Raw genomic sequence first — 16237 nt, forward strand, 5'->3', positions numbered from 1 at the left:
ATTTTCCTCATCATCACGATCTGAGCGCGACGGCGCTGCGAGCCTGCCGAGCAGCACCGGTTCTACCGCCTGGGGATCAGGTGTGGCTGTTGAGATATCCCCCGCGCCGGAAGTACTCGTGGCCGCTGTGCTCGTTGCCGTCGGCGTCTCGGATGCGGGTGATCACCAGCCCGCGGTTACCCACGCGGTAGGCATCAGCGCCACACACCACCACCCCGCCTTCTTCTTGCACGATCACCCGCCCCGGCGTACCGCCATAGCGGGCCTCGGAAATCCGCGCCTCCAAAACCTCGATACGCCCGCCCTCATAGAAAGTGAACGCCCGCGGATACGGATCCGACAACGCCCGCACAAACCGCTCCAGATCCTCGGCCGGCCAACCCCAATCAATCGCACTGTCACGCTCAGAACGCTTATGGCAGTACGTGCGCTCCGCCTTGTTCTGCGGCCGCCACAGCGCCTCACCGGACTCCAACGCACCCAGCGCCTCAGCCAAAACCCCCGGAATCAGATCCATCCCCCGCAACACCAACTCGGTGCCGGTATCAGCCGGACCGATCGGCAGGGAACGCTGCACCAAAATGTCACCGGTATCCAAACCGCTATCCATACGATGCACCGTCAACCCGAACTCGGACTCACCACTGATCAACGACCACAAAACAGGCGAGAACCCAGTAAATTTCGGCAGCAACGAATCATGAAAATTCAGCGTGCCATGCGGCGGGAAATCATAGAGCTCCACCGGCATCCGGTTATACCAACTATTGACCACAATGACATCAGGCTCAGCACCCTTAACCAATTCGATGGTTTCAGCATCCACCCGCGTCGCCAAATGCACCGGAATACCGTGCTCACGCGCAAGCTCATCAACCGGCGCCGACCAAATCGCCTTATACGCTTCCTCGCTAGAGGGATGCGTAACCGCCAGCACCACCTCATGCCCCAGATCGATCAACGCCTGCAAAGTCCGGTAACCCCAGACCTGATACCCGAACGACACGACACGCACTACACGACCCCTTAGCTTTTAAGCGCTGGTCAGGGGCTTGAGCCCACAATTGAACACCACTGGCAGATCAGCTTAAGGGTTTTCTCAGGTTATGCAAGCCTTCCCTAAGCCGCGCAAGGACCCTAGCATCCCGTCGCTGGCCGCCCAATTGCCCGCGGGTGAACAAGAAGCGCCGCACACCTCAGGGGTTGATATTTACCACCACTGCCCGCGGTAGAAAAATCGCCGGGATAACGGTGACTACCGCTAATGCGACGGCGACAAGAAATACCGTTGTGTACGCATGTGACAGCAATTGAGATGCATCACCCGCAAAATCTGAATACGAGTTCATCGGCGAGCCACCCGCCATTCCGGCGGCACCGGTTTCGCCACCCGGTACCGCCGTCGGATCCGGCTCAATTCCGCCCCCGACTCGGTTGAACTGAGTGGTCAACAACATTGCCATCAACGCGGCCCCAACCGAACCCCCTACCTGGTCATTGACACTCAACAGCGTGGTACCCCGCGCCACCCGCGCAGGTGCCAGCGACTGGACGCACGCCGCTGAAAGCGGCGTCGATGTGCAGCCAACACCCATGCCCATGATCAGTAATCCGATCAGCAATATCGCCGAGTGGGCCTCGGGCCGCGCAACTCCGTACGTGAATACCCCCAGGCCCACCGCGATCAGGGGCAGCCCGATCAAGACGATCGTGCCCGGACCGCGCTTGTCCATGAACACCCCTGCCAGGGGCACGGTCAGTACGAGACCGATTCCCATGGCCACCATGGACATCCCCGACTGCATCGGCGTCTGATGCAGAGCCACCTGAAAGTAGCTCGGCACAAGCAACCCGGCCCCCACAAATGTGGCGGCGAAGGCGAACTGGGTGATGTTGGCCCACCGCACCACCGGGTTTTCGAACAGCCCCAGGTCGATGAGCGGGTGGGACGCACGGTTTCTGGTGTGCACCACGAAGGCGAAAATCAATGCGGCGCCGATAGCTATAGGTAGCAGGACATGCGGGTCGGCGAGGCTGTCGCGCCCGGGTATCGCCAACATGCCGGCAAGCAACGTGGCCACGCCAGGCGAGAGCAACAGCGCGCCGACGACGTCGAGTTTCTCGGAAGGCTCGGGACGGTCTTTCGGGAACATGAGCGCCGCCAACAGAAAAGCGCTCAATCCGATCGGCAGATTGATCAGGAAGATCCATTCCCAGCCATAGGTGCCGATCAGCCATCCTCCCAGGATCGGCCCACCGATCGGGCCGAGCAAGAAGGGAACAGCCCCTATCGCGATAACGCGGCCAAGACGTTTCGGGCCCGCTTCTCGGGTCAGGATCATGAAGCTCAACGGCATCAACATGCCGCCGCCAACTCCCTGGATTACACGGAAGATGATGAGCAGCAATATATTCGGCGCTACTGCGCACAGCAGCGAGCCAACCGTGAACACCAGGACCGCGCCCAGGAACAGCCGCTTGGTGCCGTATCTGTCGGCTGCCCAGCCACTCATCGGGATCACCGTCGCGAAGGCAAGCATGTAGCCAGCGATGGTCCAGGAGACCATGGCCTGACTGGCCCCGAATTGGGTGACGAACGTGCGTTGGGCGACGGTGACAGCCGTGCTGTCCAAGAAGGCCATCACACTGGCCAGACCGCATATGCCGGCGATCCGGAGCAGCGAGGCATCCAGCTTGTCGGGATGGGCGGGCGCGTCTACATCTGGCCGCTCGGCAGGCCCGCTCGGCGCACCGAGGGTCGTAGGCACGCTGTCCATAAGTCGGCGAGTATATCGACGCGGCGGACTCAGTTGGGGTCTACCGCCAGCGCGCCCGATACCACTTCGGCAGGGATATCCGCCCTCCTGCCACCACCGGAATACCAACGGTAGTAATCGCTCTGCACCCGGCTGACGATCCCGGGCAGAATTCGGTACGAATCCCGGTACAAGATGCCCAGCGGGTTGTTCACCTCGCGGCTCCGCCGCCGGATCGCATCGACGACCATGTCGACGCCCTCCTCCAAAGTCAGCGACGCGTATTGACTCCAGTCGGTCGGAGCGATCATGTCCGTCGTGACAAGCGGTAGGTGGATGTTGGTGACCCGCACTCCGTCGGCCCGGCTTTCGATGCCCGCGATGCGCAGCACCGCGTCCATGGCCGCCTTCGATCCGACATAAGCGGAGAATTCGGGGAGGTTACCCAGCACGCCGATCGACGAGCTGTGCACGATATGCCCTGAGCCACGGGCGCGCATGCCCGGCATCAGGCGCAGCACCAGGCCCACACCGCCGAGGTAGTTGATCGCTACCGTCCGCTCGTAGTCGTGCAGCCGGTGTTCGGACTCCGCGAGCGACCGCATGATCGACCGCCCGGCATTCAGCACCAAGATATCCGGCGCCCCAAAGCGTTCCAGCACCTCGGTGGCCACCGCTCCCGCGCCCTCGCCCGTCGACAAATCGCCGGATACGGCGTAGGCGGCCCCGCCTCGTGCGGTGATTCCCCGCACGACGGCGTCGAGCTCGTCGGCCCGGCGTGCGGTGACAATCGCAATCCCCCCGGCCTCTGCGACCCTTTCCGCCAGTCGCCGCCCGATCCCGCTGGAGGCGCCGGTGATCAACACCGTCCGGCCGCTCACACGCTCGGTCAGCGAGGGCGTCCACGGGTAGCTGACCCTGACCGGCTTAGTAAGAACATTGATCACATGCCTGACCGCCCGCATCGGGTCTCCCATAACTCGTGTGCTGCTGACTGTTTCGCGTTACGCCAAGAGACCGCGGCGTTTCGGCCCATGGCAATGATCATGTTGACATCGTCCGTTGTCAAGATTGCCTCCGCCTGGCCAGTTTCGGCATCCCGCCGTCGCATTGTTTGCTATCGTTTCCGATAGGTGCTAGCCCTAGGGGTCGTATGCGATTCAGCGCGACAGTCTTTCTCCTCGCGGCACTCCTGTGCGCCTGCGTGTCCCCCAGTAGCTCAGCCCGGCACGACCAATGGTCCTCACTCGTGGCGATGCTCGCCGACCAGCAGAAGGCCCTGCACGAGAAGGACCCTGTGTACGGCCTTCCTGGCCCGCTCCAGCCGGCAGCACGCAAGGACATCCGCGCACGGGAACGCCAGCGGGGCCTGTATCTCGACGCCGATCACCGGGAACTGCTCCAGATTTCCGACGGCCTGCGCTTCTTCTGCGGCTTCGATGACTTGTTCTCATTCGCGGACTCGATGCCCGGCTCGAAGAACTGGGAAGGCATGAAGGCGTACATCGAGGGCGCGTCGCTGACTCCCGAATACTTCGGTGCCCACTCCTTCAACCAACTGATTCCCGTCCTCGGCACTGAGGACGATTACGTCATGACTATCGCCGTTGCCCACTCATACTTCAGCGACGAACCCGGCACCGTCTTCGAACTTGGCGGTGACGGCCCCAACGGGATCGGCCAATACCCGACGTTGATGGACGCAGTGAGAAGTAAGTCGGAGTGGTACCAGAAAGAGCTGCGGAGCATGAACGAATAGGACGGCGGGAACCAAAACGAATGCGCAATCGTCTGACCTAACAAGAAGCACATCCGGGGGGACACATGACATCGGCACCGGCGATGCCTGCGCGGCATCCGCTAACAGCTGCTGCTTATCCTGATCTCGCCGGTTCAGCGCGCACAACAAGGTAACCAGATAGGTTGAATGTCATGTCCGATCTGCCCACTCGCACCTATATCGAGTTTCCCGGAATTAGCACCCGCGCCTGGGAGCACCCTGCGGACCGGGCCGCTCTGCAAACATTGCGCAGTCTCAAGGGCTTCGACACCGTCCTCAAGGCGCTGGCCGCACTGTTGCGCGAACGCCAGCATCGGCTGATGTACCTGGCCACCGCCATCCGCGTCGACGACCGTCAGTTCAGCTCGCTCAACGACACCCTCAATGATTGCGCCCGCATCCTCGACGCCCCCGAAATCCCCGAGCTGTACGTCATTCAAGGGCCGTACGCCAACGCGTTCACCATCGGGATGGACCGGCCGTTCATCGTGCTCACCTCCGGCCTGCTGGACCTGATGAATGAACAGGAGCTGCGCTTCGTCGTCGGCCACGAACTCGGGCACGCACTGTCCGGGCATGCCGTCTATCGCACGATGCTGCTGCACCTGATGCGGCTGGCCGGGAATCTCGGCTGGATGCCGATCGGCGGGTGGGCGCTGCGCGCCGTCGTCGCCGCGCTCATGGAATGGCAGCGCAAGTCCGAACTCTCCGGCGACCGCGCCGGAATGCTCTGCGGGCAGGACGTGGATACCGCCATCCGCGTGGAGATGAAGCTGGCCGGCGGATCACGCCTCGACGAGATGGATACGCAACGCTTCCTGGCGCAGGCCGCCGAGTACGAGCGCACCGGGGACATGCGTGACGGCGTGCTCAAATTGCTGAACCTGGAATTGCAATCGCACCCCTTCTCGGTGCTGCGGGCCGCCGAACTGAGCAAGTGGATCGACCGCGGCGAATACGGCGCGATACTCGGCGGAAACTACCCGCGGCGCGAAGACGACGCACAGTCCGATTTGGGTTCTGATTTCCGTTCCGCGGCAAGGTCATACAAAGACAATTTCGATTCCTCGACCGATCCGCTGATCTCCGCACTGCGCAACTTCGGGTCCACCCTTGACGGCGTCGTGAATGTCGTCGGACAAGGGGTCACCGATGTCGCCAGCGACGTGCGCCGCCGATTTTCGGAGTGGCGCAACAACTCCGACGACGAGCCACGCGATGGCGACTCCTGACCCCGGGCATCAACCGTGAACGACCCGAGCTACCTGAACTTTTTCGTGGAGCGAGCCGCATCTGATGCGGCGGTGGTGGCGGCCTGCACCAGGGCAAGCGGATGTGCACTGGAGTCAGACGGCAATACCATCGATGACCCGCAGGGATACGTGCAGATCACCGAGTACACGGATGGATTCAGGATGGGGCTGTGCATCATCGCGGCGCCCGACGTGCCGGTGACTCGGTCTCACGAGGCGGTGGCGCAGGCCATCGCTCGTGAACTACGTCAGCGGGTGCTCTTCGACATCGAGGATCCCAGCACCGCTTCGGGTGAACGATGGATCCTGGCGATGCCCGATGGCGCGGTCTCGACAGTCGACATCGTGGAGTACGAGGACGGTGTCGGCCTCGCTTGACCGCAGTGGCGCCGCCGGTTATTCGGTGGCCGATACCGTTCGCCACCCCATAGGCTCCAGACCTCATGACATCGACCCACGACCCCTACGTGCTGCGCGCGACCATGCGCGCAGATCTCTCCGTAGCGATGAAGACCCGCGACAGCCTGGCCGTCAGCGCACTGCGGACGGCGATCGCCGCGATCGACAACGCCGAGTCGGTGGACGGTGCCACACAGACAGTGCAGAACAACACTCATATCGCCGGCGCGGCAAGCGGTCTCGGATCAGCGGAGGCGGCCCGTAGGGTCCTGTCCCCCGCGGATGTTCGCGCGATTCTGCACGCACAGATCGAAGACCGGTCCACCGAAGCCGCACGCTACGAGATGCTCGGCCAGGCCGGGGCAGCGGAGCAGCTGCGCGAGGAAGCCGCCGTTATCGCCGGCTATCTGTAGCCGGTGCGTAGCGCCTGGCAATGCCGTCGCACAGGATCTCGACACCCTTGACGATCACTTCGCGCGGATTGGTCACCTGCGGCAGGTCACCCACCCCCACCAGCGCGGCCAGTCGCGGGGACTCCGGCACACCGACGTTGCCATCGATCAGCTCCGACAAACCCGAAAAGTCCGTACGGGCGCCCGGGGAGACAAGCTGCCCGCCAACCGCGCCCAGGCCGACACCCTGCGAATAGCTCCACACCTGAAACGCCAATTCCGCCGCCTCGGGCACGGGGACCCCGAGGTGGCTGAAGGTCTCCAGCAACCAATCGAAACACACCAGAGTTTCGGGTTGCATGCCGTTGCGCGGCACCGCGTACGCCAACAGCACCCAGGGGTGAGTGCTGTACAGATTGAAGTCGTACTCGACTGCGACGCGTACCCGTGTACGCCAGTCCGGGTCGCCCATCATCTCTTGGGGATAGGCGAATCGCCGGGTGACCTCAGCGGTCATCTCGACCAGCAGCGCATCCTTGTCGGCCACGTGACGGTACAGCGACATCGCCCCCACCCCGAGGGCATCGGCGATCTTGCGCATGGAGACACCGGCCAAGCCATGCGAGTCGGCGATCGTAATAGCCTGGGAAACAATCGATTCCAGCGTTAGACGCGGATCGGTCACGGCACTCCTGTCATAACTCGATTGACCACCTTCGCCAATTTGCGTACAGTGTACCCAGTCTACTGCGTACGCCGTACGCACACAAATATCATCCGGAGCGATACCCCATGACCAGCTGCAAGAGCACAGCGACCGAAAACGCGACGCCTGAAGGCGCCCGCGCTGGACGCCGTACCTGGTTCGGGCTCGCGACCCTGCTACTACCGGTCTTCCTGGTCTCCATGGATGTCTCGGTGCTGTTCCTGGCGATGCCACGGCTGTCCGAGTCACTCAACCCGACCGCGGCCGAGCAGCTCTGGATCCTGGACGTGTACGGATTCCTGCTCGCAGGTCTGCTGATCACCATGGGCAATCTGGGTGACCGGTGGGGCCGGCGGCGCCTCATGCTGTGGGGGGCGACACTTTTTGGTCTCGCATCGGTGATCGCGGCGTTCGCACCCACACCGCTGACCCTGATCGCGGCCCGCGCCCTGATGGGTATCGGCGGAGCCACCCTGCTGCCTGCCAGCCTGGCGCTCATCGGTGTCATGTTCCCCAATGCGCGCCAGAAGGCGCTCGCGGTCGGCATCTGGGCCGCAGCGTTCTCCTTCGGTGCGGCGGTCGGCCCCGTCATCGGCGGCCTGCTGTTGCATCACTACTGGTGGGGCTCGGTGTTCCTCATCAACGTCCCGGTACTGATCGTGCTGTTGCTCACCGCGAACGCACTCATCCCCGAATACCGAAACCCGGTGCTGGAGCCGTTCGACCTCGCCGGCGTCGCACTGTCCATGGTCGGCATCATGACCTTTGTCTACGCCGTGAAAGCCATGGCCACACATGGCTTTTCGCCTGCGGTGGCGATCACCGGAGCTATCGGCGTACTGACGCTCGCGGCATTCGTCCGCCAGCAGATGCGGAATCCTCATCCGCTGTTGGCACTCGACTTGTTCCGCAATCGGACCTTCACCGTGGCAATCGTCGGCACCATCGCCGCGATGGCCACCTTCGGTGCGACCACCTACCTCACCGGGCTCTACCTGCAGTCGGTGCTCGGTTTCGACGTGCTGGCCGCCGCGTTCCTGGGACTGCCGATGGCGCTGACCGTCGCCTACTTCTCGATGGACGCCGCACGCATCGAGCGGCTACTCGGTGAGCGTTGGACATTCGTGACGTCTCTGCTGGCCATGGCCGTGGGCAACGCGGTACTGCTCGCGCTGGGCCCCCATGGGCCGGTCGGCGTCTACATCGCGGCAACGGTGATCGTCGGCGCCGGAGCCGGCGTCATGTTCACCTTCGTTTCGGCGGTGGCGCTGAACGCCGCCCCAACCGAGCGCGCCGGGCAGGCCACGGGCATCTCGGAGATGAGCTTTGAACTCGGGACCGCCTTCGGGCTCGCGCTGTTCGGCGCCCTCGCCTCGGCGATATTCGCCGCACGCACCCACATGCACGAGACACTCGGGCAGGCCATGGCGCGCGCCAAGGATCTCGGCGGCGAGGCCGGCGCCACCGCGGCCGAACTCGCCAGAACCGGATGGACGGACGGAATCCATGCGGTCGCCGGGGTGTCGACGCTGCTCCTGGTCGCCACCGCACTCGCGGCGGCCCTCGTGATGCGTCACACGGACACCTGATCGGGAACCTTCGGCGCCCCGGGCTCGTAGAACACATATGACCCGCGAGATCCGAGACATCGACTCCACCAATGAAGCCGTTGCCCACCGCGTGATCGCCACGGCATTCGCAGAGGATCCCGTGGTCCGATGGGTGAACTCCGACCCCCGACGAGACGTGGCCATCTTCCGTGGCATCTCACTGGCGCTGCACGGCTCCGGTCAGGGCGAGTACCTGCTCTACGAAGACGGCGTGGCGGTCGGAGCCGCCCATTGGGACCCTCCGAGCTGGGAGCCACCCGCCGCACAGCGGATGCGGGCCATCCCGCTGCTACTCGGAGCGATCCGGCTGGGCGTGGTGCGTGGTGTTGCCCTCGCGCGCGCCGCTGCCGCCGTCCGTCCCACACACCCGCACTGGTATCTGGCGACCATCGGCGCCGCCATCCCCGGCAAAGGCATTGGGTCCGAACTCCTCAAACACCAGATCGACCAGCTCGAGGGGCCCGCGTATCTGGAGAGCTCGAACATCCGCAACAACCCGCTCTACGAACGCTTCGGATTCAAGGTCGTTGATGAGATCAAACCGGTGTCCGACGGCCCCACCCTGTGGGCGATGTACCGAGACTGATTGCGTCCCAACATCGCTGACGGCAGACATGCAGTACTACTGAGAATCGGTAACGACCATGACTACCCTGGCGATGGAATACCTAGAGTTCGGTATCTATTAGTGCTGATAGTTGTCCCTGCCCGACGTGACAGGGACGCCGGTAGTGCAGAGGGTTGACATGACGATTGTTCCGCCTCCCGTCGAGGACACGGCGATGCGGGCTTGGGAGAACCCCGAGGAACATCCCGAACCGGACGACCGGTGGGGCAAGTACGTGCCCGGCGAACCACAGCTGCGCGCGGCAGCCTTCGGGACACTGATCGGCCTGCTGGTCGCGGTGCTTATGGGCGCGGCCTACGGCGCCGAGCCCGGCGATTCACTGTGGGCGTTGAACAAAACCGTCTTCACCGGCCACTCCCAAGACGTCGCGATACGTGCCGTGGTCGCCCCACTCAAGAACGCTCAGGACATCCTGAGCACCGGCAAGCAACCCTCGCCCGATCAACTCACCGAGGCCCGGACCTCGCTCAACGAGGCCAAACAGGGATTGGAGTACATCTCCGCCTCCAATGAGCGCACCACTCTGCAGAACCTCTATCTGCAACTGACGCAGCAGCTACGCCAGTACACCCCCGAACAGGCCCAGCAGCTTCCCGCGCTGCCCGCGCCTCCGGAGGTGAACACCGACGCGAATCTGGCCGCCAACGTGGGACCCGCCGCACCGGCATCATCGCCGCCGAGTTGGGGATATGCGGCCGCAGCGAGCGCACCCGTTCCCAATGCGCCGCAGTCTTACTCCACTCCGCCACCTCCCGGGATTCCGGTCGATCCCGTCGCCGACTGGCCGGCTCCCGTCGCCCCACCCCTGACGCCCAACCTGCTCGATCTGGGCGGCTACGACCCGTCGTGGTCGCTGCTGTACGGATACAACGTCCTGGACTGGTTCAACTGGGGGCTATCCGGCTTCAACCGATACGGATACGACTTCATGGGGTTCGACCGTTGGGGTTATGACCGGTGGGGCTATGACCGGTGGGGCTATGACCGAGCGGGCTACAACTGGGATGGCTACAACTGGTCGGGCTACAACCGTGACGGTCGCGATCGTGACGGGCGCAACGAGTGGGGCCAGTTCCGCGACGACGACCCCCGTGACCAGGCTTGGTACGACAGGTACCACCCGTATCGGCAGTACTACGACTGGAAATTCCAGAACACCAACCCGGTGTACAGCCGCAATCTCTGGGACCAGTCCCATGGAATCAACCCCGCTGAGTACCGCGATTGGAATCTCAATCGCGGCTGGGACAACCCCTTGGAGCGTGACTGGTCGCCCGTTGCCCGCATCACCGATCGCCCGGCACTGGCCGAGCCCGTGGTGAACCTCGATGCGTCCCTGGCGCAATTCCTGACCGAGGACAAGTCCGCCCGCCCGTCGCAAGATCTCATCAAGGACCTCTCGACCAAGTCGGTCCGAAACTTCAGTAAGGAGCTCGCAGCCCCGGCTCCGGCTCCCGAGAAGTCACCGACATCGACATCGCCCGACGACGTAAAGCCTTCCGCTCCACCGGTACTGACGGTGCCCGCACCTACCGCACCACCCAAGCTGGTGCCCGAGGACTTCACTCCCCCGTCGCTGCCTACGGTCCCGCCCTTGACTCCTGCACCCTCCTCGGAGCCGCGTGCAACCTCCGGTACGACGAGCCCGGCCCCCTCGACCGAACCGTCACACGAACCGACGCCGACGTCGGGGCCTCCGGGCGGCGCCACGACCAGTGCACCGGCCCCCTCCACCACATCTGTGGCTCCGGCGCCCACCACCCCGAAGGACGAGACCTCCGCACCGTCGAGCACGCAGGCCACTCCGACCCACGAGGCACCGGCGACTTCTACGCCACACCAAACCGTCTCGACACCGCAACCATCGGCGACGGCCGAACCGTCCGCCGCGCCTGAGCCCACCAAGCAACGCAGCACGCCGACGTACGAAGCTCCATCGTCCGAGGCACCTGCCCCGCGGACGACAGAGCCCGCCCCGCAGCCAACCGCCGAGGCGCCGGCGAAGCAGACACCCGTCGAGCGCGAAACACAGCCGTCGCGCGCATCGGCCCCAGAAACCGTGGCACCCACCCGCGAAGCGCCCACACGGGAGGCACCGACCTACAGCACCCCGACGCAAGCACCCAGTGCGGGCGCCGGCAGCGGTGGCGGATACGGCGGTGGCAGTAGTAGTGGCAGCGGTAGTGGTGGTGGCCACCACTAGCGAGAGCCCCATCGCGACCCAAGTAAGGGTACCCTTAGTTCATGCCTACGACATGGATGGACACCGTGGTACGCCAGGTGCGCCGGGTTGGCGACTTTCCGTTTCCGCACCAGGCGGCATTCATTCTCGACAATCCGATTCATCGCAAGTTCGTCAATCCGGCAGCCGTGGCCGAGCGGCTGGCACTACGGGGCGACGAACGAGTGCTGGAGATCGGCCCCGGTCCGGGGATCTTCAGTGTGCAGATCGCCCCGCGACTCCCCGCCGGCCATCTCGACCTGTTCGACGTACAGCCCGAAATGCTCGACAAGGTCAAACACAAACTCGACCGGGCCGGGTACCGGAACGCGGAATTTCACTCGGGCGATGCCAGCAATGGACTTCCTTTCCCAGACAAGTCTTTTGACGTTGCGTTTCTCGCCAGCGTGATCGGCGAAGTCCCCGACAAGACGGCGTGCATCCGCTCACTGCACAAGGCACTCAAACCCGGCGGGCGGCTGATCTTCCAGGAAATCTTCCTCGACCCCGATCGCCTCGGCATCTCCGAGCTGCGGGCCCTGGCCGAACCAGAGGGCTTCGACTTCGCCTCGGCTACCGGAAGCCGGTGGCGCGACATCGTGGAGTTCACCCGTACCGCGCGCTAGGCAGTCGCCTCCGCACGCTTCCCTGGCAGCAACCACCATCCGCGCCACCATGCCACCTTCCCTGGCAGGTAGCGCACGGTCATGCCACGCATCGCACACTTCCTGCGCAACCGCCTCACGGTCAACTCATCTGACGAGTTTGCGCCCTCGACGATGGCGGACGATTGTGAGGAATACCATATCTGGATATATCGTTAGTTTAGGTAATCTACTTTTTAGACTTCCTAAGAACACCCTGTTGATGTGAGGCTGCCCATGACCGTGAACAACGACACCGACCCGCAGCTGGAGCAGCTGACCCGGCGTATCGAGAATCTGCGCGAGAGTGATCCCCAGTTCCGCGACACCCTGCCCGACCCCGCAGTAACCCAGCAGGTGTTGCGCCCAGGCCTACACCTCTCCGAGGCCATCGCAACCCTGATGACCGGATATGCCGCGCGCCCCGCACTGGGCGAGCGGGCACGTGAATTGGTCACCGACCATGACGGCCGGACCATCCAGCGTCTGCTCCCCCGTTTCGAAACCACCACATACGGTGAATTATGGTCCCGGACAACATCTGTCGCCGCGTCGTGGCACCATGACCCAGCCCACCCGGTCAAGGGCGGCGATCTGGTGGCGACCCTCGGATTCACCAGCATCGACTACACCGTGCTGGATCTGGCGATCATGATTCTCGGCGGAGTGGCAGTGCCACTGCAGACCAGCGCGCCGGCTTCACAGTGGACCACCATCCTTGCCGAGGCCGAACCCAACACCCTCGCCGTCAGCGTCGAATTGATCAGCGTGGCACTGGAATCCGTACTCGCGACCCCCTCGATCAAACAGGTCGTGGTATTCGACTACACCCCTGAAATCGATGCGCAACGCGAGGCCTACGAGGCCGCCGGGGCACGGCTTGCGGGAACCGGTATCGCCATCGAAACACTCGATGCGGTGATAGCCCGCGGCTCCGATCTTCCCGCAGCCCCGCTCTACGCGCCATCCCCCGGCGACGATCCGCTGGCACTGCTCATTTACACCTCCGGAAGCACCGGGGCCCCGAAGGGCGCCATGCACAGTGAAAACATCGTGCGCCGCTGGTGGATTCGCGAAGACGTCATGGCTGGCACCGAAAACCTGCCCATGATCGGCCTGAACTTCATGCCGATGAGTCACATCATGGGCCGCGGGACACTTACCTCCACCCTGTCCACCGGTGGCCTCGGCTACTTCGCCGCATCCAGCGACATGTCAACACTTTTCGAAGACATGGAGCTGATTCGTCCCACCGCTCTTGCCCTGGTCCCCCGGGTCTGCGACATGGTCTTCCAGCGGTTCCAGACAGAAGTGGACCGTCGCCTGGCCGGTGATCGCACCGCCGATGCGGATGCGGTGGCCGCGGAGGTCAAGTCCGAGATCCGCAACGGCCTCTTTGGTGGGCGCGTGCTGGCGGTCATGGTGGGCTCGGCGCCACTGTCCGATGAGCTGGGCGAGTTCATCGAGTCCTGCTTCGAACTTCATCTGACCGACGGTTATGGATCCACCGAAGCCGGCATGGTGTTCCGCGATGGAATTGTGCAGCGGCCCCCGGTGATCGAGTACAAGCTCGTCGATGTGCCCGAGCTGGGCTACTTCTCCACCGACCAGCCGCACCCACGGGGCGAGCTGCTGCTGAAGACGGACGGCATGTTCCTCGGGTACTACAAGCGCCCCGAGGTCACCGCGGGCGTCTTCGACGAGAACGGTTTCTACATGACCGGCGATATCGTCACCGAGCTCGCACATGACAACATCCGGATTGTCGATCGCCGCAACAACGTTCTCAAGCTGTCCCAGGGCGAGTTCGTCGCAGTCGCGACCCTGGAAGCCGAGTACGCCAACAGTCCCGTGGTGCATCAGATCTACGTGTACGGCAGCAGCGAGCGGTCCTACCTGCTGGCGGTCGTCGTACCGACACCCCAGGCCGTCGCCGCCGCCAAGGGCGACGAGACGGCACTCAAGGCGACCATCGCCGAATCCCTGCAGGACATCGCCAGAGAGCTGCAGTTGCAGTCCTACGAGATCCCGCGCGACTTCATCATCGAGCCGCAGCCGTTCACCCAGGGCAACGGACTGCTGACCGGTATCGCCAAGCTGGCTCGCCCGAACCTCAAGGCGCACTACGGCGATCGTCTGGAACAGATGTACGCCGACATCGCCGAACAGCAGGCCGCCGAGTTGCGCGAGCTGCACAGCGTCGATCCCGACAAGCCTGCGCTGGAAACAGTACTCAAGGCCGCGCAGGCCTTGCTCGGCGTCTCGTCGGCCGAGCTGGCCGCGGACGCACATTTCACCGATCTGGGTGGCGATTCGCTCTCGGCGCTGTCCTTCTCAGATCTGCTGCGGGACATCTTCGGTGTCGAGGTTCCCGTCGGCGTCATCGTCAGTGCCGCCAACGACCTCGGCAGTGTCGCGCAATTCATTGACGAACAACGTCATTCAGGCGGTACACGTCCCACCGCCGACACGGTGCACGGCGCCGGGCACACCGAGATCCGCGCAGCCGACCTGACCCTGGACAAGTTCATCGACGAGGCCACCCTGCGTGCCGCCCCCGCACTCCCCAGGGCGACCGGGACCCCGCAGACCGTGCTGCTCACCGGCTCGAACGGTTACCTGGGCCACTATCTGGCCCTGGAATGGCTTGAGCGCCTGGACAAAACAGACGGCAAGCTGATCGTCATCGTTCGCGGCAAGGATTCCGACGCCGCCTACCGGCGCCTGGAAGAAGCGTTCGACACCGGCGACGCCGGACTGCTGACGCATTTCCGCGCACTGGCCGACAAGCACCTGGAGGTGCTCGCCGGCGATATCGGTGACCCCAACCTGGGACTGGATGCCGACACCTGGCAACGCCTGGCCGACACGGTCGATGTCATCGTGCATCCGGCGGCTCTGGTGAACCACGTGCTGCCCTACCGGCAGCTGTTCGGCCCCAATGTCGTTGGCACCGCGGAAATCATCAAACTGGCACTGACCACCAAGATCAAACCCGTCACCTACCTGTCGACGGTGGCGGTCGCGGCGTACGTCGATCCGAGCACCTTCGATGAAGAGTCCGACATCCGGCTCATCAGCGCGGTGCGCCCCGTGGACGAGCTGTATGCGAACGGATATGGCAACAGCAAGTGGGCCGGCGAGGTACTACTGCGGGAAGCACACGACCTGTGCGGCCTGCCGGTCGCGGTATTCCGCTCCGACATGATCCTGGCCCACAGCCACTACACCGGCCAGCTCAACGTCCCCGACCAATTCACCCGACTGATCCTGAGCCTGATCGCCACCGGCATCGCACCCGGCTCCTTCTATCAGGCACACGCGACCGCGGAGCGTCCACGCGCCCACTATGACGGGCTACCGGGTGACTTCACCGCCGAGGCGATCACCACGCTGGGCACGCTGGTGCCCGAGGGCCCAGAGGCGTATGTGACCTACGACTGCGTCAATCCGCATTCCGACGGCATCTCGCTGGACAACTTCGTCGACTGGCTCATCGACGCCGGATACCCCATCCAGCGCATCGACAACTACAGCGACTGGTTCGACCGCTTCGACACCGCCATCCGCGGCCTGCCCGAAAAGCAAAAGCAGCACTCCCTGCTGCCACTACTGCACGCGTTCGAGCAGCCCTCCGGTGCCGAAGACCACGGCGTTGTTCCGGCCAAGCGTTTCCAACACGCGGTGCAAGCCGCCGGAATCGGTCCGGTCGGGCAAGACGGCACCACGGACATTCCGCATCTGTCGCAGCAGTTAATCGTCAAGTACGCCACGGACCTGGAACAGCTCGGGCTCCTGTAGGTCCAGGTGAGCCCGCGCACTTACAGAATCCAGGGTTTCGTAAGCTG

Annotated in this window: 13 protein-coding genes; 9 read left to right on the forward strand and 4 right to left on the reverse strand. The window is 63.8% G+C overall.

The features are described 5' to 3' along the window. Positions 1-76: 76 nt before the first annotated feature. From RHO23_RS10090 to RHO23_RS10100, 3 genes are all read right to left on the reverse strand, one after another. A complete protein-coding gene (locus RHO23_RS10090; RefSeq protein ID WP_346419896.1) occupies positions 77-1015 on the reverse strand; it encodes a methionyl-tRNA formyltransferase in 939 nt (312 codons plus the stop codon). A gap of 181 nt (positions 1016-1196) precedes the next feature. Then, positions 1197-2777 carry a DHA2 family efflux MFS transporter permease subunit gene (locus RHO23_RS10095; RefSeq protein WP_423489022.1) on the reverse strand — a complete coding sequence of 527 codons (1581 nt, stop codon included), beginning with the start codon at positions 2775-2777 and terminating at the stop codon, positions 1197-1199. A gap of 29 nt (positions 2778-2806) precedes the next feature. After that, the gene (locus RHO23_RS10100; protein ID WP_423489023.1) at positions 2807-3721 is read right to left on the reverse strand and encodes an SDR family NAD(P)-dependent oxidoreductase; all 915 of its coding nucleotides are present in this window, start codon (positions 3719-3721) and stop codon (positions 2807-2809) included. Between the two features lie 284 nt (positions 3722-4005). Here RHO23_RS10100 and RHO23_RS10105 point away from each other — a divergent pair, with 284 nt between their 5' ends. From RHO23_RS10105 to RHO23_RS10120, 4 genes are all read left to right on the forward strand, one after another. Next, entirely contained in the window at positions 4006-4515 is a 510-nt protein-coding gene (locus RHO23_RS10105) for an SMI1/KNR4 family protein (RefSeq protein WP_423489024.1), read from the forward strand. A gap of 173 nt (positions 4516-4688) precedes the next feature. Next, positions 4689-5768, forward strand: a complete 1080-nt coding sequence (locus tag RHO23_RS10110) for a M48 family metallopeptidase (protein WP_070917439.1) — start codon at positions 4689-4691, stop codon at positions 5766-5768. A 15-nt stretch (positions 5769-5783) separates the two neighbouring features. Continuing rightward, the gene (locus RHO23_RS10115) at positions 5784-6167 is read left to right on the forward strand and encodes a hypothetical protein (protein ID WP_070948927.1); all 384 of its coding nucleotides are present in this window, start codon (positions 5784-5786) and stop codon (positions 6165-6167) included. Positions 6168-6232: 65 nt separating this feature from the next. Beyond that, positions 6233-6601, forward strand: a complete 369-nt coding sequence (locus RHO23_RS10120) for a hypothetical protein (protein WP_070948928.1) — start codon at positions 6233-6235, stop codon at positions 6599-6601. Here the strand turns inward: RHO23_RS10120 and RHO23_RS10125 are convergent. Continuing rightward, positions 6582-7265, reverse strand: coding sequence for a TetR/AcrR family transcriptional regulator (locus RHO23_RS10125; RefSeq protein ID WP_423489025.1), 684 nt, complete (start codon positions 7263-7265; stop codon positions 6582-6584). The genes RHO23_RS10120 and RHO23_RS10125 overlap by 20 nt on opposite strands. A 107-nt stretch (positions 7266-7372) precedes the next feature. Between RHO23_RS10125 and RHO23_RS10130 the strand changes: the two genes are divergently transcribed. The 5 genes from RHO23_RS10130 (at position 7373) to car (ending at position 16190) form a co-directional block, all read left to right on the forward strand. Beyond that, a complete protein-coding gene (locus RHO23_RS10130) occupies positions 7373-8875 on the forward strand; it encodes an MFS transporter (RefSeq protein ID WP_070917437.1) in 1503 nt (500 codons plus the stop codon). Between the two features lie 37 nt (positions 8876-8912). Next, positions 8913-9482 (forward strand): GNAT family N-acetyltransferase, encoded by a 570-nt coding sequence (locus RHO23_RS10135; protein WP_030093739.1) that lies wholly within the window; start codon positions 8913-8915, stop codon positions 9480-9482. Positions 9483-9642: 160 nt separating this feature from the next. After that, positions 9643-11727 carry a hypothetical protein gene (locus RHO23_RS10140; RefSeq protein WP_423489026.1) on the forward strand — a complete coding sequence of 695 codons (2085 nt, stop codon included), beginning with the start codon at positions 9643-9645 and terminating at the stop codon, positions 11725-11727. A gap of 56 nt (positions 11728-11783) precedes the next feature. Further along, positions 11784-12371, forward strand: a complete 588-nt coding sequence (locus RHO23_RS10145) for a class I SAM-dependent methyltransferase (protein ID WP_064409062.1) — start codon at positions 11784-11786, stop codon at positions 12369-12371. A gap of 255 nt (positions 12372-12626) precedes the next feature. Beyond that, positions 12627-16190 carry a carboxylic acid reductase gene (gene car / locus RHO23_RS10150; protein WP_423489204.1) on the forward strand — a complete coding sequence of 1188 codons (3564 nt, stop codon included), beginning with the start codon at positions 12627-12629 and terminating at the stop codon, positions 16188-16190. Positions 16191-16237 lie beyond the last annotated feature (47 nt).

This window comes from Mycobacteroides sp. PCS013 (genome assembly GCF_049532645.1).
Taxonomy (GTDB): domain Bacteria; phylum Actinomycetota; class Actinomycetes; order Mycobacteriales; family Mycobacteriaceae; genus Mycobacterium; species Mycobacterium gwanakae.